The sequence below is a fragment of the Iningainema tapete BLCC-T55 genome (assembly GCF_014698965.1).
In the GTDB taxonomy this organism is placed as follows: Bacteria; Cyanobacteriota; Cyanobacteriia; order Cyanobacteriales; family Nostocaceae; genus Iningainema; species Iningainema tapete.
Window position 1 is genome coordinate 184,032 of sequence record NZ_JACXAE010000126.1, and the last position, 19,046, is coordinate 203,077.

The 19,046-nt window shown below is 42.4% G+C and carries 18 protein-coding genes; 8 read left to right on the forward strand and 10 right to left on the reverse strand.

Annotated features, from left to right (window positions below; all coding sequences use genetic code 11):
* Positions 1–54 precede the first annotated feature (54 nt).
* The 3 genes from ICL16_RS41845 to ICL16_RS41855 all read right to left on the reverse strand — a co-directional run bounded on the left by ICL16_RS41845 (position 55) and on the right by ICL16_RS41855 (position 4,484).
* Positions 55–426 carry a zinc ribbon domain-containing protein gene (locus ICL16_RS41845; protein ID WP_190838049.1) on the reverse strand — a complete coding sequence of 124 codons (372 nt, stop codon included), beginning with the start codon at positions 424–426 and terminating at the stop codon, positions 55–57.
* A gap of 42 nt (positions 427–468) precedes the next feature.
* A complete protein-coding gene (locus ICL16_RS41850; RefSeq protein ID WP_190838051.1) occupies positions 469–3,468 on the reverse strand; it encodes a chemotaxis protein CheB in 3,000 nt (999 codons plus the stop codon).
* Between the two features lie 101 nt (positions 3,469–3,569).
* A complete protein-coding gene (locus ICL16_RS41855; protein WP_238361186.1) occupies positions 3,570–4,484 on the reverse strand; it encodes a CheR family methyltransferase in 915 nt (304 codons plus the stop codon).
* 172 nt (positions 4,485–4,656) lie between these two features.
* Here ICL16_RS41855 and ICL16_RS41860 point away from each other — a divergent pair, with 172 nt between their 5' ends.
* Entirely contained in the window at positions 4,657–5,244 is a 588-nt protein-coding gene (locus tag ICL16_RS41860) for a hypothetical protein (RefSeq protein WP_190838054.1), read from the forward strand.
* Between the two features lie 83 nt (positions 5,245–5,327).
* Here ICL16_RS41860 and ICL16_RS41865 read toward each other — a convergent pair whose 3' ends face one another.
* From ICL16_RS41865 to ICL16_RS41875, 4 genes are all read right to left on the reverse strand, one after another.
* Positions 5,328–6,374, reverse strand: coding sequence for a chemotaxis protein CheB (locus ICL16_RS41865; protein WP_190838056.1), 1,047 nt, complete (start codon positions 6,372–6,374; stop codon positions 5,328–5,330).
* A 147-nt stretch (positions 6,375–6,521) separates the two neighbouring features.
* Entirely contained in the window at positions 6,522–6,665 is a 144-nt protein-coding gene (locus tag ICL16_RS47540; protein WP_337907218.1) for a hypothetical protein, read from the reverse strand.
* A gap of 4 nt (positions 6,666–6,669) precedes the next feature.
* The gene (locus tag ICL16_RS47545) at positions 6,670–6,963 is read right to left on the reverse strand and encodes an HNH endonuclease (protein ID WP_337907219.1); all 294 of its coding nucleotides are present in this window, start codon (positions 6,961–6,963) and stop codon (positions 6,670–6,672) included.
* Between the two features lie 9 nt (positions 6,964–6,972).
* A complete protein-coding gene (locus ICL16_RS41875) occupies positions 6,973–7,236 on the reverse strand; it encodes a hypothetical protein (protein WP_190838059.1) in 264 nt (87 codons plus the stop codon).
* 415 nt (positions 7,237–7,651) lie between these two features.
* On the opposite strand from ICL16_RS41875, the gene ICL16_RS41880 reads away from it, so the two are divergent.
* Entirely contained in the window at positions 7,652–7,975 is a 324-nt protein-coding gene (locus tag ICL16_RS41880; protein ID WP_190838062.1) for a phasin family protein, read from the forward strand.
* A 79-nt stretch (positions 7,976–8,054) separates the two neighbouring features.
* Complete coding sequence (locus tag ICL16_RS41885) at positions 8,055–8,579, forward strand: FKBP-type peptidyl-prolyl cis-trans isomerase (RefSeq protein ID WP_190838064.1); 525 nt, start codon at positions 8,055–8,057, stop codon at positions 8,577–8,579.
* 85 nt (positions 8,580–8,664) lie between these two features.
* On the opposite strand, the gene dnaB is transcribed toward ICL16_RS41885, so the two are convergent.
* The 3 genes from dnaB to gloB all read right to left on the reverse strand — a co-directional run bounded on the left by dnaB (position 8,665) and on the right by gloB (position 12,792).
* Positions 8,665–11,268, reverse strand: a complete 2,604-nt coding sequence (gene dnaB, locus ICL16_RS41890; protein ID WP_190838067.1) for a replicative DNA helicase — start codon at positions 11,266–11,268, stop codon at positions 8,665–8,667.
* Positions 11,269–11,487: 219 nt separating this feature from the next.
* Positions 11,488–11,946, reverse strand: a complete 459-nt coding sequence (gene rplI / locus ICL16_RS41895) for a 50S ribosomal protein L9 (protein WP_190838070.1) — start codon at positions 11,944–11,946, stop codon at positions 11,488–11,490.
* Between the two features lie 72 nt (positions 11,947–12,018).
* Positions 12,019–12,792 carry a hydroxyacylglutathione hydrolase gene (gloB, locus tag ICL16_RS41900; RefSeq protein WP_190838079.1) on the reverse strand — a complete coding sequence of 258 codons (774 nt, stop codon included), beginning with the start codon at positions 12,790–12,792 and terminating at the stop codon, positions 12,019–12,021.
* Between the two features lie 346 nt (positions 12,793–13,138).
* Here gloB and ICL16_RS41905 point away from each other — a divergent pair, with 346 nt between their 5' ends.
* The 5 genes from ICL16_RS41905 to ICL16_RS41925 all read left to right on the forward strand — a co-directional run bounded on the left by ICL16_RS41905 (position 13,139) and on the right by ICL16_RS41925 (position 19,023).
* A complete protein-coding gene (locus ICL16_RS41905) occupies positions 13,139–13,366 on the forward strand; it encodes a hypothetical protein (RefSeq protein WP_190838082.1) in 228 nt (75 codons plus the stop codon).
* Positions 13,367–13,384: 18 nt separating this feature from the next.
* Positions 13,385–14,308: an alpha-1,2-fucosyltransferase gene (locus tag ICL16_RS41910; RefSeq protein ID WP_190838084.1), complete on the forward strand. Its 924-nt coding sequence runs from the start codon at positions 13,385–13,387 to the stop codon at positions 14,306–14,308.
* A 96-nt stretch (positions 14,309–14,404) separates the two neighbouring features.
* Complete coding sequence (locus ICL16_RS41915; protein ID WP_190838086.1) at positions 14,405–15,247, forward strand: putative nucleotide-diphospho-sugar transferase; 843 nt, start codon at positions 14,405–14,407, stop codon at positions 15,245–15,247.
* Between the two features lie 12 nt (positions 15,248–15,259).
* Entirely contained in the window at positions 15,260–16,450 is a 1,191-nt protein-coding gene (locus ICL16_RS41920; RefSeq protein WP_190838088.1) for a glycosyltransferase family 4 protein, read from the forward strand.
* A gap of 314 nt (positions 16,451–16,764) precedes the next feature.
* Positions 16,765–19,023 carry an ATP-binding cassette domain-containing protein gene (locus tag ICL16_RS41925; protein WP_190838090.1) on the forward strand — a complete coding sequence of 753 codons (2,259 nt, stop codon included), beginning with the start codon at positions 16,765–16,767 and terminating at the stop codon, positions 19,021–19,023.
* Positions 19,024–19,046: the final 23 nt, after the last annotated feature.

The window sequence follows — 19,046 nt, forward strand, 5'->3', positions numbered from 1 at the left end:
AGCGCTTAAGCGCTCACTACGAACGTAAACTAATTACATAAATATTCCTTTTTGTCAAGATGTAGCTAAAACAATTAACAAACACAGGAGTAACAAACCCAGTAGTAAGAGCAAAGCCTGATTGCGTTTTACCCAAGTGTGTAGATTTGCACTCCTGCTGCTGGCGTCACGCTGTTGTTGCACCTCTAAATTGTGTTGTTCTAAATTCTGGTAGAGAGTGCATTCCTTAGCATAAGGACGTTTGGGAAAGTTGCAACTATCATCAGCGTCATAAGTGCAAGACTCACAGAGGTACTCCTGAGCGATCGCACGGTGTAAAGGGATGCCGGGATGTCCATAAGCTTTCAACTCTGTGCGACAATACGGACAGGTTACAGCTTGTGGGTTAACGTTTTGATGACAGCGAGGGCAGATTGCAGTGTCCACAGCCAGTATAGTAAAAGATAATTATTACGATTTTAGCCGTTGTCACGCCTGCGGCTCAGTGATGTCCTCGATCGCCAGTAAAATCATCTGGGTGTTGTCAATCTTGGGCATGTTGCGAGCTTTGAGCCGCAGGCTTTTACGTCCAATCTGATCGAAATCATGCTCGACCGCAAATTCTTGAAACTGGGCATTACTGGCAAGAATCTCTTCGAGATGCGATCGCAATTGGGGAATGTCCCACTGTCCGTTGCCCAATTCAAAAATCAACTGCTGCTCTGTTTGCACGGGCGAAACCTGAAACGTTTCATAAAACGAACGATTGGCTGTGATCACGTACAAATCACCATTCAACACGATCAGCGGTTCCCAAACGGTTTCCCCAATCGCATCGGCATAATCTCTCGCTTCCATTAATTGCGCATTACTGCGTTTGAGGTCGTCAATATCAATCAACACCAGCACTGCCCCATCAATCTTATTGTCGATCGTGCGATAGGGGCGGACGCGCAGGTGATACCAATGCCCATCCCGGTCTTGAATCTCCTGAGTCTTTAAGTTGAGAGTACGAATCACTTCTAAAATCTGTTGCTCTAAGTTAGGCACATTCAACTTGTGGGTAATGTCGCTCAGCGGACGCCCAATGTCGGTTGAAATCAGGTTGAAGATCCCTTCCATCGCTGGGGTAAACTGCCGAATCTGGAGATCGGCTCCCAGCATCAGAATCGGGATATGGATACTGTTGAGCAGATTCTGCAAATCGTTGCTCACTTGGGTTGCTTCCTGGGTGCGACGGCGCAGTTCATCATTTACAGTGTTCAGTTCTTCATTCGCCGCCTGAATTTCTTCTTTCGCGGTTTCCAACTCCTCATTCGTACTTTGCAACTCTTCATTGCTCGACAAAATCTCTTCGTTAGCAGCTCTCAAGTCCTGGTTCGTGGCTTGCTGCTCTTCAATGATCGATTGCAGATGATCTCGGGTTGTTGCCAGTTCGTGCTTGAGTCGAGCAATCTCAGCTGCCTCCCTAGTTTTGCGCTTGGTGGGGGTACTGCCATCATTAGTTGCGGCTGGTAACTCCGAGATGAGCGGAGTATCTTCAAATAGAACTAAGAAACATTCCTGGGTTGCCCCCACCCGGAACGGAGTGACACTAATGGTAACTTGCCGAGTGCGATTCGTGAAACTATCTCCTTGAAAATCACCCTCTCTAATCTGTAAGCCTTCTCGTTTGACTGGCAGATTCTGCTGTTTTGCCTGGTAAATGGCAGATTGTAGATCCCGTCGCAATTGTTCTTTTGCCATTCTGAGCAGGTTTAAGGTGGCGCGACCTGGAGTTGGTTCCAGATACGGACTAGTCTGTCCCCGAAATTGCAGAATCTCCAGGTTGACATCGACTACCACACCCGCAGGGGCGTATTGGCTCAACACGATCCGGTCTGCTTCTTTTTGGAGATCGTGGTCGCTGGGGAGATGCTCTGTCACAAGGAGTTGAGGGTTAATGACTGTGGGCAAATAAGGGCTGGCAGTCAACTCAATGTTGGGTCGAGTCGTTGTCAACTTTTTGGCATAAATTTTGTTTTTTTTGTCACACAGGGTAAACAGGTCTACAAAGTCACCCACCGTTTCTGAGGTACCTAACATGAGAAAGCCTGTGGGCTTGAGACCGTAGTGGAAAATTGGCAGGAGCTTTTTCTGTAAAGCGGTTCCTAAATAGATTAGCACATTGCGACAGCTAACTAAGTCCAGCCGCGAAAATGGCGGATCGCCAATCAGATTTTGTCTGGCAAAGACGCAAAGTTCCCGCACGGACTTACTAATCTGGTAGCCTCCCTCAACTTGGATAAAGAACCGATAGAGCCGTTCGGGGGTAACATTCGCAACCTGGCTGAGGGTGTAGATCCCGTTGCGGGCATATTCGATCGCCGTCTCACTAATGTCAGTTGCGTAAATTTGAATCGGTAGGTGGCTCACCTGATCGCCTATAAACTCTAGCAAGCAGATGGCGATCGAGTAAGCTTCTTCCCCGGTTGAACAACCCGCCACCCAGATTCTAATGGGTGTACCCGGTGATTTATCCTTAATGATGACGGGAAAGACCAAGCTTTTTAAGGCATCGAAGCTTTCGGAGTCGCGAAAAAAACTGGTGACATGAATCAAGCAATCTTGATACAGCGCTATCACTTCTGCTTGGTTGCTCTGGAGATAGTGAGCATAATCCTCTAGGTGTTCCACCTTGTATAACAGCATCCGCCGCTGAATCCGGCGATTTAAAGTAGTTTGTTTATAGTCAGTGAAGTCAACGCCTGTTGCCTTTCGCAGCAAATTGAAGATAACGCCAAGTGGCTCGGTAGACGAGAATGACTCTGCCTCCTCAGTTGTGGATTGACTGGCAATGTAGGGATGACGGCTAATCTCAGCTAGTTTCTGTGCAATTTGGTCGGGCGGTAAGACAAAGTCTACCTGACCTGTGGCGATCGCCGTTTTGGGCATACTATCGACTTGTGCCGAATTCTGGCATTGAGCAAACGTTATACCTCCTGCCGCCTTGATTGCTTCGAGTCCCCTTGCTCCGTCAGAATCGGCTCCCGATAAAATGACGGCGATCGCTTTGTTGCCCCGCTCTTCGGCAAGGGAAAGCAGAAACGTATCAACCGACATAAACACCCGACTGGTACTAGAGCGAGGCGTAAGCTTTAGCACCCCTTGAGTAATGGTCATACTGGCATTGGGCGGAATTACATACACCTGATTCGGTGCGATCGCCATGCCATCTTGTACCTCATGCACGGGCATTTCTGTTGCCCTAGAAAGGATCAGACTCAGCACGCTTTCTTGCTCTGGAGCCATGTGCTGAATAATTACAAACGCCATACCCGTATTGGTTGGCAAATAATTCAGCAATTGGGTAAAAGCTTCTAATCCTCCCGCAGAAGCTCCAATCCCAACCACTGGAAATAATTTATCAGAATTGTCCTGCTGATTGTCAGTTGGAATGCCATCAGAAGGATTGGGTTGAGATTTTTTAGAAGCGCGTCTAGGTGACATGTATAGTAGCTGCTGTTGTGCTGACTCAGTATTGCTCTCCTTTCTCTAATCAACTATAATATAGCTTTTGTATAATTCTAGTTAGAGTAGAAATTAGTCGCCTACTGTCTTCGGGATTGAGGAAGAAAGGAGAAATAGTCCTCCAGTTCTAGCTTCAGTCCCTTAGCAAAAATTTTCTGGTTCAGATTAACAGGCGTAAAAATTTGCCTGTGCTTGATTATTGTTTCTGCCTTACCCAGCATGAGGAAGCCGGTGTTTTTGAGCGCAAAGTGAAACTTTACCAGAATGGAGGTTTGAGCTTCTGGATTTAAATAAATAAATACATTGCGGCACGTCAGCAGATCGATCTTGGAGTAGGGAGCATTTTGAGTCAAGTCATGACGAGAAAAGATGACGGTGCGGCGAAGCTTTGGGTGAAAGACATAGCCTTTTTCGGTTTGCTCAAAGTATTTCTGGAGCAAATTGAAAGGAATGCCTGTAATCTCTAAATTACTGTAAATACCTTTTCGTGCTTGCGCTAGAGCCGATTCGTCAACATCGGTGGCAAAACATTGAACTCGCTGTAAACAGGACTCAATCCCTAGTGCCTCTGCCAGTAAGATCAAAAGGCTACAAATTTCTTGTCCAGTGGCACAGCCTGCACTCCAGACTCGAATGGGTTCATCCGGTTGCTTACTGGCAATGATTTTGGGAATGATCTCTAGTGCTAAATATTGCCAGGTGTCGTGATCGCGGAAAAAGCTACTGACGTTAATGAGAACATCATCGAGAAGAGCAAGGTTCTCGTGTGAATGGCATTGCAAATACTCTAAGTAGCTTTGATAAGTATCAATATCAATCCTTTGCATCCGGCGCTGAAACCGTCGCATCAGGCTAGAGCGTTTATAACTTGTCAAATCACAGCCCCGGCTGTGCTTGAGGTAGTCTAACAGGGTTTCAAATTCTGGGTTTGCTTCATCCGTGTTTTGAACACGATCGCACAATAAGCTCTTCTCGCTGGACATTTGAGTAGACATTTTTATCCTAATTCTTAAAAAATTACCGTTGAGCAGTCTATATGAGTGGGCTTTTTTATACCTTTAGAGCAAAAATTATAGATTCATCATTCGTATGCAAAATTTATTTTAATAAATTTTGCATACGAATATATTAACTTAAAATAAAACAATATTTGCGCACGAATCAAAAATGTCGAAACTAAAAAAACTTCAATCCGCCCTAGATGCGCTGAACACCCAACGATCCCAGGTGGCTGGAGCAGGTTGGTTTCTGCAAAATTGCTGGTTGGTGCAAGTGAAGCCGGGAGGCACTGCCCGAACAAACTGTAAATACTGGCAGGTGAGAAGCCGTCAACCTATCTTTGATGGCAAGACACTAAAACACTTAAAACCCAATGAAGTAGAGGATTACAGAGCGGCGATTGAGCGGGGGCGGCAGTTAAAGCAGATCGATCGCCAAATTGAGAAGCTGCAACAGCAGCTTGCACAACTTATGCCCACAACGGACTCATCAAGTGGCTCATCATATTCATCATCTGCACATGAACCTCCTCTGGAAATTCCCATGCTGCCGACTGCCGAGCTTCAGCAACCAATGGAAAAACAACCTCTAAATTTAGAGAAATTCACGGAACTAGCTGAACAAGAGCGGCTTGTCAAAGAAGTGCTAGCCAACAGTCAGGCATTGAGAGCTTCACTGCGGCAATCAGTTGCTCTCGGCAGACGGTTAGGGGCAAGAAAAATTGACCTCAGACGGGGACATCCCCACATTCATTAGAAATGGCACTTGCCCATAGCCTGTGCTTCCCACTCAGCAATTTTGCGCACGAATCAAGGATTAATCCACTGAATGCTTAGCTCTTAAAAACCCTGTATTTCTTCAGATAGCTTTAGTTGATCATCCAGATTGCTCAGGCTCAATATTTCGTTGCTCATCACTGCCTGCCGAACCAAATCTGCTCGTCGCTTTGCGTCCTCGGCTTTTTGCAATAGTAAGTCTGCCGCTTCATGCTCGTTCATTTCGCGTAGATGCTTCGCCGTATGAGAAATCAAAATCTCACTCGCTTCGATTGTGCGAATACCATCCCAAAGGCACTCTTCGATCGATTGCGTTACCTCGGCTAGAAGGGTATTGAGCGAATAGGCGTGCCCTGTATGGCAGCGAAAGCGAATCAGGTTACCTTCTTTCAATTGCATCAGTACGCCATGACACTCAGGACACGTAAAGGGAGAAAGGTTACCTAGTTTCAGAATGCCTAATTCTAGACCATTATCTTGCCGCGCAACACCAACTTCAATATCCATTTTCTCAGACACAGGATTTTCCTCATGTTCGGTAATTCCTTTGTTAACCAGGTACGCTAACAAAGCTCCCATTTCAATGATAGGCACACAATGATCGACCGCCACTGCTGTCATCGCCGCCTTGGGCATGGAGGAGTGAAGCGCATCAGACGGATGTTGAACAATGGCGATGCCGCCTCGCTCTTTAATTGCGTATAGCCCAGCCGCTCCATCGTCGAGACTGCCGCTCAAAACCACTCCAATGACTCGCGATCCATAAGAGTAAGCGGCAGAGCGAAACAAGACATCGACTGCCGGACGAAAGCGGTTTTCTCTGGGACCATGAGAGAGCCGGACAACCCCTGGCTCAACCAACAAATGGCGATCAGGAGGAGCCACATAAATACGACCAGTTTTGATCGGCTCCTTGTCAACGGCGTGTGCCACTGGTAGTGAAGCGACCCGCGCTAAAATTTCGGGTAACAAACTTGGGTAATCTGGGGAAATATGCCAAACGATAAATATAGCAGCAGGAAAGTTAGATGGCAGTTGAGCAACGAGTGTTTCAAAGGCTCCGAGTCCTCCGGCTGATGCTCCGATGACAATAATATCCGGCTTTAACACTCGTTGCTCCTCACCATTTTTACTTTCAGCATATCCCTAGTTCGCTAAGTTAACATACTGGCTTGACGTACAACACTTTCTTAGGGTAGGGCAAACGCATTAAAATTTACTAATATTGAGCTTGACAAAAACACTTATATATGTATTCTACTTTTTCATTCGTTGTTGCGCTGATGTTGATGGATATCTACCAGATGCTATCAAAGCTTGCCGCTCTAGAATCCGCTCATCGCTGTTAAACTGTAGGATACGTGCTGTTACTTCTCCAATATCTGTCAGAGGTTGAATCACAGCGTCAACAAGCGCGAAAGTATTCTCCCCAAAAGTCTCTACGCGGGTTGAAAAACCGAACAAGTTCTCTAGTTCGCCAATTAATCGAACCCAAATCTGTACCTTTCTGAAGATTGCAGAAAATACAAGCGTAGCAGAGATTATCCTCTGTTGTTGCTCCTCCGTGTTTAACACTAATAATATGGTCAACCTGACAATTCAAAGTGTCAGCTTTTGGAATAAGGCAGTATTCACAGATATAATCAGCACGAGCCATAACTAAACGTCGGAGTTCTAAACTAATGTAGGGACGAGACACTTTAAATACTTACTTAACACCATTATCATTAATATACTTGTAAGCCAGTGCTTTTACTAGTCTCATAATATGCTCTAGCGTCAGGAAATGGTCTAACTCTCGCTTCTCATCTCCTGTAAGACCTTCTGTTTTGTATCGGTAAACTAGCTCTTCTAAACGGTCATTCGCTGCTTCTGAAAGTTGAAAATCGACAACGCTTTGTGGAGTAGTTCCAGCAGCGATGAAATCAATAATTTCGTCGTAGACTTTTATTGTCTCAGTAGATGTATTCATAATTGTATCCTTCTTTGTTTTAATTTTACTTCTTTAATTTTGTCAAATTCTTTGGAAAAAATTTGCGCATTCGTTCATCTGCGTCATTCTTTGCTTTAATAATCTATATCGGCAGATACATCGGCAGATTGTACTCTAACATGGCTGGGTTACCCCAAAACTCACCCCAATTGTAACGATTTCAAAGTTCAAGACACCCAAGATACCCGGTTTCTTAAAGAAACCGGGTATCTAATTCAAGGTTAGCCTCATAATGGAGAAATTTCCACACCTGATGCTTCGATTCCGTGTGGTTGCAATATTTGCCAGAATAGAGATGTAGGCTATGATAACTAGGCTTCTAGCATAACGTTATTGCCTAAATACCAGAGAACTTGCAGCGGCACGTTTTGAAATAAATAATTAAGAAGGCAGTATGGACAACAACAACTGGATGAAACAATTATTGACGCTGGGGATTGGTACAACGTCATTGGTAGCAGAAAAACTTCGGGAAGTGAGTGATGATTTAGTCAAGGATGGTAAGCTAGATCCTGAGCAGGCAAAGGCTGTAATGGACGATTTGGTAAAGCAGTTAAAGTCGGAGCAGGGAAACTGGGAAGACCAAATGCAACGGCAACTCCGCAATATGATGCAGGAATTGGGAGTTCCCCGTCAATCAGAAATGGACGAATTACGGGGTAGAATTGACCGTTTGGAGCGTCAGGTGCGTGATTTAGAAAACAAGTTTTGGCGTTAGGGTGCGCTTTATGATTTAAACTAAGTTTTGTCCTACTGGTTATTATGTTCCCAGACCACTTAAGTAGGGAGGACTTAATTTGAAAGCGATTTTACTCAGCATGGGCTTCATGCTACTTTGTGTTGTAGTTTTGGTTTTGGCGCAAATAGGCGGCGGCAAACAAGAGTCAGCTATTGCTGCACAATTGACCAAAACTACACCAGCCCCAATCACTGTAACGGAAAATACCCTAATTGCGAGCAAAAAAAATATGTCTGATGCCAATGTCGTCACTACACCCTCTGGATTGAAGTATGTTGAGATCAAGGAGGGGACTGGGGCGACTCCTAAAACAGGACAAACTGTTACGGTTCACTACACCGGAACTTTGGAAGATGGTACAAAGTTTGATAGTTCACGCGATCGCAACCGTCCCTTCGACTTTAAAATCGGTGCAGGGCAAGTGATCAAAGGTTGGGACGAAGGACTTAGCACAATGAAAGTAGGCGGACGTCGTAAGTTAATCATCCCCCCAGAGTTAGGTTACGGCGCTCGTGGCGCAGGTGGCGTAATTCCCCCGAACGCTACGCTAATTTTTGATGTGGAATTGTTGAAGGCTAGCTAATAGCTAATGGCTAATATAGCAATCCTAAATCATTTTTAAACAACCAGATCCCCGACTTCTTAAAGAAGTCGGGGATCTGAGCCTCCTAATAATTGTTTGGTTTTGCTAAATTTTTAAACTTAGTAAACTGTGGGTCAAACAAAAGTTTAACAGTACCTGTTGGACCGTTACGGTGTTTAGCGACAATTACCTCGGCAACTCCTCGTTCCGGACTGTCGCTATTATAATACTCATCGCGATAAAGCATGATTACTAAATCCGCGTCTTGTTCGATGCTTCCACTTTCGCGTAAATCTGATAACATTGGGCGCTTGTTTGTACGTGATTCTACTCCTCTACTTAACTGAGATAAAGCAATTACCGGAACAGATAATTCACGAGCCAAACTTTTAATATTGCGGGTAATTCTGGATAATTCTTGTACGCGGTTGTCCCCGGCTCCTTCCATCAATTGCAAGTAATCGATGATAATTAATCCCAATTCTGAACCAATTTCTGCTTGCAAACGTCGCGCTTGAGAGCGCATTTCTGTAACTGTAATATTTGGCGTGTCGTCAATAAATATTGGCATTTCCGAAAGCATCCCAATCGCACGACTTAAAGGTTCCCATTGATTTTGACTAATACGCCCACTGCGTAGATAACCACTTTCAATTCCCGCTTCACTAGCTAAAAGCCTTTGTACTAGTTGCTCTTTGGACATTTCCAAACTGAAAACAGCAACTGGTAATTTGTACAAAGCTGCAATGTTATGAGCTAAGTTCAAACAGAAGGCTGTATTGTGAACACAGATATCATTGGCAACAAAATTATGAGTAACTGGGATTGTTAAGTCATAAACTTGTTTGTATCCCATCGGTTCAATCGAAACTATTTCATCCCAGTAGATATCACCTGTTGCTAATTGTTGTAAGGGCAGATTTTCTAATGCGTTTGCTAAAACGAAAAGGCGTTCCCGCGTTAAAGCACGTTTGCCCACATGAATATTTGTGTAACCTTTAATACCAGCACGCTGTGCTAAAACAGTCCAAGGTTCACTTCCTTTAGCTGTTGCTAGCTGTTCCCAAACTTCAACAGGAATTAAGTCAAGGTTTGTCTGGTATCTCTTTTGAACTAGGGCAGTCTCGACCTTAGTTAATGCTTCCTCTTTACCAAAAATGCCAATTTCCGAAATAAAAGTTTTGATGGAATGGGCATCGGTAATATCCAATTGCCAAGCTTGTCTGCGGCTATCTTTATATTTAACAGACCGCTTTTTCAGCGCAGCAATAATGCCAAACCGCAGTAGTAGATGTTGAACTTGCCTTGCTAGTTTCTCGCTAACGCTGCAATAGCCTAACTGCGATTGACCACTGGCAAGTACTGTGGCCCAACCATCTGTGGCGAAAAGACGGTTGAGGAATAAAGCTAATTGCGATCGCTCAAGTTGAAAGATAATGGCAGGAATTATTTTACTATTAGCTTTTTTGCCCCATAGTCCTAGATTTTCCAGCCATGCAGTTAGAGGATTTTTTTGCCCCTGACACATAGAAGCATAAAGTATTGGTGCAAACCGAATTTCTATGCGAACTTTTAGTCGAGGAGAAAAGCTCAGAACAGCGCGGGAGAAGTCCTCCTGAATCACCGGGTTTATATTGGTAAATTCCGGTGTTGTATCTGTTAAGCAACCATCTCCTATTAGGTAGGCTAGTAGTTTGACTTCACACTCTGGAATTGTTTTTGTCCCAAATACATCTATCTTTCGAGGGACTGCAATTTTATCACCCACTTTCAGTTCCTCTAGCCGTCGCCAGCCTTTAATAGTTAAATACGGGTGGGTGATTGTAGTTTCAACATACCGCCCCAAGCGAGTCGTGACACGGAAAACTGGTTTGATTCCGTCATCTACATATGCAGATGGTTGAGTTATGTGAAATTTCCAATCATCCTTAAGTGTCAACAGTTCGGCTTGATGACGAGCGTAGATTTCTTTAATGGTTGATATAGTACCATTTGCCAGAACAATTTCAGTGGTTTCATTTAGACATTTCCCCATTGACGGTCTTCCTGCGACTATAATCAAGTCAGAACGCTGGAAACCGCTAGTCATGGCGTCTAAATCGTAGAAACCGCAGGGAATACCTGGTAAGGCGATGCCTTGATGACGAGTTTCAATATCTTGGAAAGTATTAATTAGAGTATCAGAAATGTGAACTAAACCTGCTTGAGGACGTTCCTGAGTGACGCCAAAAACTTTCTGCTCTGCTTGATCTAAAATAATTGGTAACTCGGTCTCTGTCTCGTAGCCCAGATAGACAATTTCATTACCAGCTTTAATTAACTTACGCCGTAGGTATTTATCCATTACCAACCCGGCTAAAGAGTCGATGTTGACAGCTGACACAGTTCGATCTACGAGAGAAGCTAATTTATTTCTCCCGCCGATGCGAGCAAGCATATCATGGTCATGAAGCCAACTTGTGACTGATAGTAAGTCGGTGGGTTTTCCTTGACTGTGGAGGCGTTGGGCTGCTTGATAAATTTCTTTGTGAGCGGTAATGTAAAAAGCTTCGGGAACTAAGCGATCGCTCACTCGACTAATCGCTTCAGGATCGAGCAATATTCCACCCAAGATTGCTTCTTCCGCTTCTATGTTTTGGGGAGGAAGGCTCGCGCTTCCATTGCCTTGAAAATTTAGTTCTTCTGCCATAATAATTTTATATTGTAGATTTTGGATTAGGGTTTAACTATTTACCCTTATAGTCCAAAATCTACATGGATATGATGGAGACTGCTTGTAGCGGTTCAAACATCTTAAAGATGAATAAAGTATTAAACCACAGATGGACACGAGATTTACACAAATGTATTTAATTTATCTGTGTTCATCTGTGTTTATCTGTGGTGAAAAATCCCAAAAACTGGATTTTTAGCTAGATACTACTTGGATGTTGACTTTAGCTATCACCTCAGGATACAGCTTAATTTCAGCTTCGTAAGTACCGACTGCGCCAATATCGGGTATGGTGATACCACGGCGGTCTACTTCTAAGCCAGTAGTTTGTTGAATTACTTCTGCCACTTCTTGAGTAGTTACGGTACCGAAAATCGCGTCGCCTTCACCAACTTGCTTGGCAATGTTGAAACTACCAACTTTTTCCAAAGCTTCTTTTTGCGTTACCGCCTGTTGCTTCAATTCTAGCTGGCGCTGGCGTTCTAGTTCCCGACGGCGTTCAACTTGCTTCAATATGCCAGGAGTAGCTTGAGTTCCCAATTTTTTGGGAATTAGATAATTACGAGCATAGCCTGGAGCCACGTCCACTAAATCGCCCGATCTTCCTAGCTTGCTCACATCTTGAGTTAAAACTAATTGCACACGTTTCGCCATTGTTGTCTATTGTTTGCTAATTGCTCATAGCTAATGGTAACAGGGCAATTAGCTATTATCCATTAGCCGATGCTAAAATGTGTCTTTCATTCCCCTCAAACGGGCAAAAGTTTGCACTGGCTCGCGACTGTTGACAGCCGATTGTAGTGTAGGCTGATCCCAACGTAAGAAAGGATTTGTGCGCTTTTCCACTCCTAGTAGTGAGGGAACAGTAGCTTCTTGACGACTGCGACTTGCCTTTACCTCATCATAGCGGCTTTGTAGGTCGGTGTTGTCACCATCTACAGTTAAGGCAAATTGCAAATTTTTCTGAGTGTATTCGTGAGCGCACCAAACACGGGTATTATCAGGTAAAGAGCGGAGTTTACTTAGAGAGTCTACCATTTGCGTTGGTGTACCTTCAAATAAGCGTCCACATCCACCTGCAAATAAGGTGTCTCCACAGAATAAGTCGCCTGTCTCATCTGGTTGGGAAGGATGAAAGTAGTAGGCAATGTGTCCACGAGTATGCCCTGGAACAAAGAACACGAATCCTACTCTATCAGCAAAATTGACGCGATCGCCTTGTTGCAGAAACACCTGCTGTCCGGGAATCCTACCTTTGTCCTCACATCCGCCATATACTGTTACTTGCGGGAATTTTTGTATTAGCTGCTTATTACCACCTACATGATCGTGGTGATGATGTGTGTTAAAAATTGTTACTAACTCTGCTTGTAATTGCTCAAGTTTCTTTAAAACTGGTTCAGCCTCTGCTGGATCGACAACAGCCGCGATGTTTCGCTCTTCGTCGTATAGCAGAAAAATGTAATTGTCTGAAAGTGCAGCTATCCGGATAACCTGCATTTAGATTGTCTCCTCTCTAGTAAATTTTTTATCAAGTTGGATACGTTTCAAGCTCTATTAATTCTTTATATTTATTTTATCTCGTGCCAATCATTAACTTTTGTAACTTATGACCGTATTTTTACTGAAACCAAACTCACATCTACCCTAAGAGATATTTATTTATCAGTACAATTTCCCTGGGGTAAAAACTAAAGAAAAAGTTAAATTGATTTTATGAAAAGAAGATAAATATCGATATTAAGGATAAGGGTAAACCTGAAAATTTCCTTTTTACCCTCTGCCTTTTGTCTGCAATTTGAGTATAAATTCTTATTGTCGTCATTTGCATCTGCTAGGAGAAAATATGAACAACCAAACACTTATTTACAAAAACATTGCACAGCAGCCAAAAGCAGCGGTAAAGGAAATAGTAGACAAGATTATTAAATCAGGTCAAATGAGTCGGCAAGACCACACGCTACTCACCTCAACTGTACTTGCTAATGGTAATTCCAACGAAGCTGAACGTCGCCTAATTAATCAAATATTTGACTATATCCAAACAGGTAGGCTTAAATTGATTGACTGGTAGTAGACAATTATCATAAATATGTTAGTGATCTCGGCAAAATCTGGACAATTAGGCAACAGGCTGTTACTATTTGCTAATTTCATAGCATTTGCTCTAGAAAATAAGTTAACTGTGTTAAATCCTGCTTTTGAAGAGTATGCTGAGTACTTCCAATCAACAGCACGAGATGTTCTGTGTTGCTATCCTATCCCACCTATATCGATTAGAAGTAGCAAACTATTGCGTAAATACTACTATAATTTAAATCGCTATCTCGCGCAAAGCGGACGCTTCAATACAATTGAACTTAAGCGAGATAAGCCATTTAACTGGAGTAATTCAAATATAGTAGAGCAGTTGAAACCAGGAACAATTAACTTTTTTCAGGGATGGCTTTTTCGCGATGGCTGGTTTGCCGATGAAACACCCAATCTCCGCAAACACAGTCAAGCAATCCGCTCTTACTTTCAACCTTTAAATCAATATCAAGAAAACGTAGCAAAGCTAATTTCTAGTATTCGTAGAGAAACTGATGTTTTGATTGGAGTTCATATTAGACACGGAGACTACCAACAGCACCAAAATGGTAGGTATTTTTATCAAATTGAACAGTATGTCAAAGTTATGGAATCAGCGCAAGCTCTATTTCCTAGTAAAAAAGTGACATTCTTAATATGTTCAAACGCCAAGCAAGAGCCGCAGCAATTCCAGCATTTATCTTACGTGTTTGCTAATAACCATATAATTGAGGATATGTATTCGCTAGCTGAATGCGATTATATTATCGGTCCTCCCAGTAGCTATACTATGTGGGCGTCTTTTTACGGAGAGCGCCCTCTTTATATGATTAGGGATGTAAATAAAACTCTAGAAATTACGGATTTTGTTCACTTTTATCAATGGCAAGGTGTTTTTCATTATGATGATGATTGGAGTAAGAGTTTCTGGGAATGGACGCATTGAAGAAAGCGTAGAGACGCCCCGCCGGGGCGTCTTTACAAATGAACACGGGGAAGGAAAATTTATAGTAAATTAGTTAAGAGGTGAAGTTAATTTTTTATGCCAAAAGAAACAAGAGGATTTATAACTATTCTAACAGGTCTTTACTCTTTTCAAGATTGTGTTCACTTTTTAGCTGCTGTAAGAAAATTTCATCAAGAACCAATTATTATTCTCATCGACCAAGTACCCAAGATTCTTTATCCCTTTCTCACAGCTTTTAAGCATGTTACTTTAAAACCAGCGCCTGCAAATGCAAATACAGTTTTAGCGTCACGACAAGCTAAGCTCGCTTTGTATGAATCTTCAGATTTTGATAAAACAATTTACTTAGATTCAGATATTTGCTTGCTTGATAATATTAATGATGTGTTTGAGTATTTAGATGAGTATGATTGTTTATTAACTGAGGATGTGCAACCTTATATTGTTAAAGCGACTAATTTAATTAGAGGGAATCAAGAAGAAAATTTACACCAAGTATTGCCAATATTACAATCTGTTGGTCTTCCTCTCAAGGAAGATAGTATTCAATACAATGGTGGCTTTCTGGCGTTTAGGAAGACGGAGACAACTAAGAAGTTGTTTGATGAGTTTAAACGTTATTTTGAGATTGTTAAAGATAATCAAGAGAAATTATTGTTGAAAGATCAGGGGGCTTTTGCTTCGGCGATCGCCACCGTATGCCCTAAGATGAAGGTATTACCACATACATATAATTATCTCAGTAAGTGGAAGGATGCGTATAATGTTGATGAACCGATTAAGGTGCTTCACTGTACTTATCCTTATCGACCTCAGTACGCTAAGGATGTTACTCGTTCGTTTTATACAAGAGTTTTTGATCGGTTGGCAAAGTTATTTTTACCGAATCAGGTTACTAATCCTTGGCGTGTGAAGTAGAGGTAGTGTTTAATGAACCGCGAAGACGCTAAGAGCGCGAAGGAAGAAATAAAAGTATCGCTGTTGGTTTATGATTTGGCTAGTGCTGGGCTTTTGCGTGCTTATTTGTTGGGTAAAGCTTTGCGGCTTTTGGGGTGTGAGGTTGAGCTTGTAGGTTTTTTGTTTGGTGAGCAGTTTTATCGGGATATTCCTAGTGCGGAGTTTAAGGTTTATTATTTGGATGGGGGTAATTATCCTGAGTTTTTGCCTAAAGTTGGTAAGATTTTAAAGAATATCGACGGGGATATTATTTATGCTGTGAAGCCTCAACCCGCAAGTTTTGGTGTTGCTCTTTTGAAGCGGTTGTTTGCGAAGAAACCAATCATTTTAGATATTGATGATTGGGAAATGAGTTGGTATGGTGGCGATGAGTGGCAATATCGTCCTACTTTGAAGCAGTTTGCTAGGGATGTATTTAAACGAGATGGTGCTTTGCGGAGTCCGCATCATCCTTTATATTTGAAGTGGATGGAAGGTTTGGTGCATCGGGCTGATGCTGTAACTGTGCATACAGATTTTTTGCAGCAGCGTTTTGGGGGTATATCGGTTCCTAATGGGAAGGATACTTTTTTGTTTGACCCAGCTCGGTATAATGCTGAGGAAAGTAGAAGTCGTTATGGTTTATCTGGGTATAGAATTTTAATGTTTCCTGGTGCGCCTAGACCTTATAAAGGTTTAGAAGATGTTCTTACGGCGTTGGATATTATTAATGAGCCAGATTTAAGACTTGTGATTGTGGGTGGTAGTCCCTACGATGATTATGATGAGCAACTCCAACAGCGGTGGGGACGTTGGATTATTAAGTTACCTAAGTATCCTACTGATGTTATACCTGATGTGGTAGCTGCTGCTCATGTTGTGGTTGTTCCTCAGCGTGATAGCCCTGCCACTCGCGCTCAATTTCCTCTCAAGTTAACGGATGGAATGGCTATGGCTAAACCTGTTTTATCTACTAGGGTGGGAGATATTCCGGAAATTTTGGGTGAAACGGGTTATTTAGTCGATCCTGGCTCTCCCGAACAAATTGCTGAGCAAATTCAATTGATATTTCAGGATTTGCCATTAGCAAATGAGCGAGGTAAACAGGCCAGAGCAAGATGTGTAGAAAAATATAGTATAGAAGCTATGGCTTCCACCTTAAAGTCAGTAATTGCTCAGTTGTGAGTCAAGCAAGTTTGCTCTTAAATTGGTAATTGATCATCTAAATTACTATATATGCAAGATGTATATGTATTTTTACGTAGGAGAGGAGACAGGAAACAGCAATTGTAGAGACTTTCCATGAAACGTCTGTAGACAAGATTGGATTAAGTAGATTATAAAGAGATGAAACCACAGATAAACACAAATTAACACAGATTTTTATCAGTGTTTATCTGTGTGCATCTGTGGTTAAAAATCATTAATACGATGATTTTTGCCAGATGTATAATCTATGAATTATGTTAGTAATAAGTAAATTCTGATACAAAAACTCCATGTCTACCAGCAAGCTACTACTGAGATTTGCTAAACCATATCCAGGTTTAATTCTCCTGACGATATTGTTGGGATTTTCTGGAGCTTTATTTAATGGGGTTAGCACAGCTCTCATTGTGCCAGTAATTTTAAAAATTGTCGGACAAGAAGTTGATTTAAGTGGAGCGCCGGCAATTCTTAAAAAAATTATGTTTCCTTTCGATAATGTACCAGAAAATTACCGTCTCATGGTAATGGCTGGGGCAATTATATTGACGATCGCTTTAAAAAATTTAGCTAGCTATGCAGGTACTTTGTCTTCGAGTACTTTAACGCGCAAGCTAACTTCCGATATGCGGGAAGCTGGTTTGCGGTTATTGCTGGAAGTTGACTTGGATTATTACGCCAAGATGAGAGTTGGTGATTTAATCAACCGTCTTGGTGGAGAAGTCGGTCGTGCTGCAAGTGCTATTGGTGGTACTGTTAAGTTAATTATCCTGCTAATTACTATTTTAGTTTTCGTCGGTTTGTTACTGTCAATTTCTTGGCAGTTAACAGTTGCTTCGACGATTTTACTGTCTATGGTGACTTTGGTAAATCAGTATGCCATAGCTCGTTCTAAAAAGTACGGTAAGCAGCTTAGTGATATGTCTAAAGCATATTCGGTAGCTGTGTTGGAAACTTTAAGTGGGATTCGTTTAGTCAAGGCTACGGGTAATGAAGAAAGAGAGTATAACAGAATTAGCAAGCTGATTCGCGATCGCGAGAAAGCAGATTTCCAATCTCAGGTGAATTCTGAAGCTATTGGTCCAGTCAGTGAGGTAATGGGGATTACCGCCCTCATATTAATTGTAATTCTCAGCCGGACTTTTTTTAGCAATCAAATTTCTACCCTTTCCGCAGTACTACTTACATATCTATTGGTACTGCTGCGGCTACTACCGTTTATCTCTCAATTAAATACAATCCGTAGCAGCTTTGCGGGAAACGCTACCAGTGTAGAGATGGTAGCTGACTTTTTAAGCTTGGATAATAAACCTTTAATGGGTAAGGGTAAAGTACCTTACACAAAATTACAGCAAGCAGTGCATTTTAAATGGGTTTCCTTTTCCTACCCCGGTCATGATAAGTTGGTACTTAGCGATGTTAATTTATACTTACCGTATGGTACTACCCTAGCTTTGGTAGGTGGCTCTGGTGCGGGAAAGACAACCCTAGCAGACCTGTTACCCAGATTTTATGACCCGACATCTGGTAGTATTACCATTGACGGTGTTGATTTACGGGAGTATGAGTTGACCTCGCTGCGCAAAGCGATGGGAATTGTTAGTCAAGATACTTTTCTGTTTAATGACTCTGTACGCAAGAATATTGCCTACGGACGACCAGAGGCAACAGAAGAAGAAGTTATGACCGCAGCTAAGCTGGCAAATGCCTATGAGTTTATCATTAAATTACCCCAGGGATTTGATACTCTCATAGGCGATCGCGGTGTAATGTTATCTGGGGGACAAAGACAACGCTTAGCAATCGCCCGAGCTTTGCTACAAGATCCAGAAATTCTCATCCTTGATGAAGCTACCAGTGCTTTGGATACTGTTTCCGAACGTTTGGTGCAAACAGCACTGGATAACCTAAGTCGCGATCGTACAACCCTAGTTATTGCCCACCGCCTCTCTACTGTACAAAAAGCCGATCAAATTGCTGTATTAGATCAAGGAAAGGTTGTGGAGGTGGGAACTCATAACGAACTTTTACAAAAAGGTGGTTACTACTCGCGCTTGTACGCAATGCAATTCGCCGACAAGCAAGAAACTATTAACAAGCGTCAGCAAAGCTTAGTTCGTATTTCCCATGAAGTTCGCACTAGGCTAAACTCAATGATTGGTTTTCTGCGCTTATTGTTAGATGATATGGCAGAAAATTCCGAAGAGCGGCAGCAGTTAATTGCTGAATCCTACAAATCAGCTTTGAAAATTTTCAATATTATAGATGTTTTGGATGATGTTGTTAACCTGCAAACAACCTGGGAATCTGTGTCAGTGGATTCAAATCACGGTGTAGCAACTGTGCATCAAACTTTGAAAAGCATTTCTGCTGATTTCCGCACGAGTCTCAATCCTATGCTTGGTTCTTTGCGTAACCTGAGCGATGATTTGGTGGATAAGCCGCAAAAACAGAATCAGTTAATTGCTGAAGCTTATCATTCTGCTATGCATTTGCTGAATAAGTTGGAGCTTTTTGAGGATGGTGTGAAGGTGGAAAAAATGAACCGCTGAGGCGCAGACGAAAGAAAAGAAGA

Coding starts and splice junctions, on each gene's coding strand:
- ICL16_RS41850 (WP_190838051.1), bottom strand. CDS start 3,468: ATGTCACCTAGACGCGCTTCTAAAAAATCTCAACCCAATCCTTCTGAT.
- ICL16_RS41855 (WP_238361186.1), bottom strand. CDS start 4,484: ATGTCTACTCAAATGTCCAGCGAGAAGAGCTTATTGTGCGATCGTGTT.
- ICL16_RS41860 (WP_190838054.1), top strand. CDS start 4,657: ATGTCGAAACTAAAAAAACTTCAATCCGCCCTAGATGCGCTGAACACC.
- ICL16_RS41875 (WP_190838059.1), bottom strand. CDS start 7,236: ATGAATACATCTACTGAGACAATAAAAGTCTACGACGAAATTATTGAT.
- ICL16_RS41880 (WP_190838062.1), top strand. CDS start 7,652: ATGGACAACAACAACTGGATGAAACAATTATTGACGCTGGGGATTGGT.
- dnaB (WP_190838067.1), bottom strand. CDS start 11,268: ATGGCAGAAGAACTAAATTTTCAAGGCAATGGAAGCGCGAGCCTTCCT.
- rplI (WP_190838070.1), bottom strand. CDS start 11,946: ATGGCGAAACGTGTGCAATTAGTTTTAACTCAAGATGTGAGCAAGCTA.
- gloB (WP_190838079.1), bottom strand. CDS start 12,792: ATGCAGGTTATCCGGATAGCTGCACTTTCAGACAATTACATTTTTCTG.
- ICL16_RS41905 (WP_190838082.1), top strand. CDS start 13,139: ATGAACAACCAAACACTTATTTACAAAAACATTGCACAGCAGCCAAAA.
- ICL16_RS41910 (WP_190838084.1), top strand. CDS start 13,385: ATGTTAGTGATCTCGGCAAAATCTGGACAATTAGGCAACAGGCTGTTA.
- ICL16_RS41915 (WP_190838086.1), top strand. CDS start 14,405: ATGCCAAAAGAAACAAGAGGATTTATAACTATTCTAACAGGTCTTTAC.
- ICL16_RS41920 (WP_190838088.1), top strand. CDS start 15,260: ATGAACCGCGAAGACGCTAAGAGCGCGAAGGAAGAAATAAAAGTATCG.
- ICL16_RS41925 (WP_190838090.1), top strand. CDS start 16,765: ATGTCTACCAGCAAGCTACTACTGAGATTTGCTAAACCATATCCAGGT.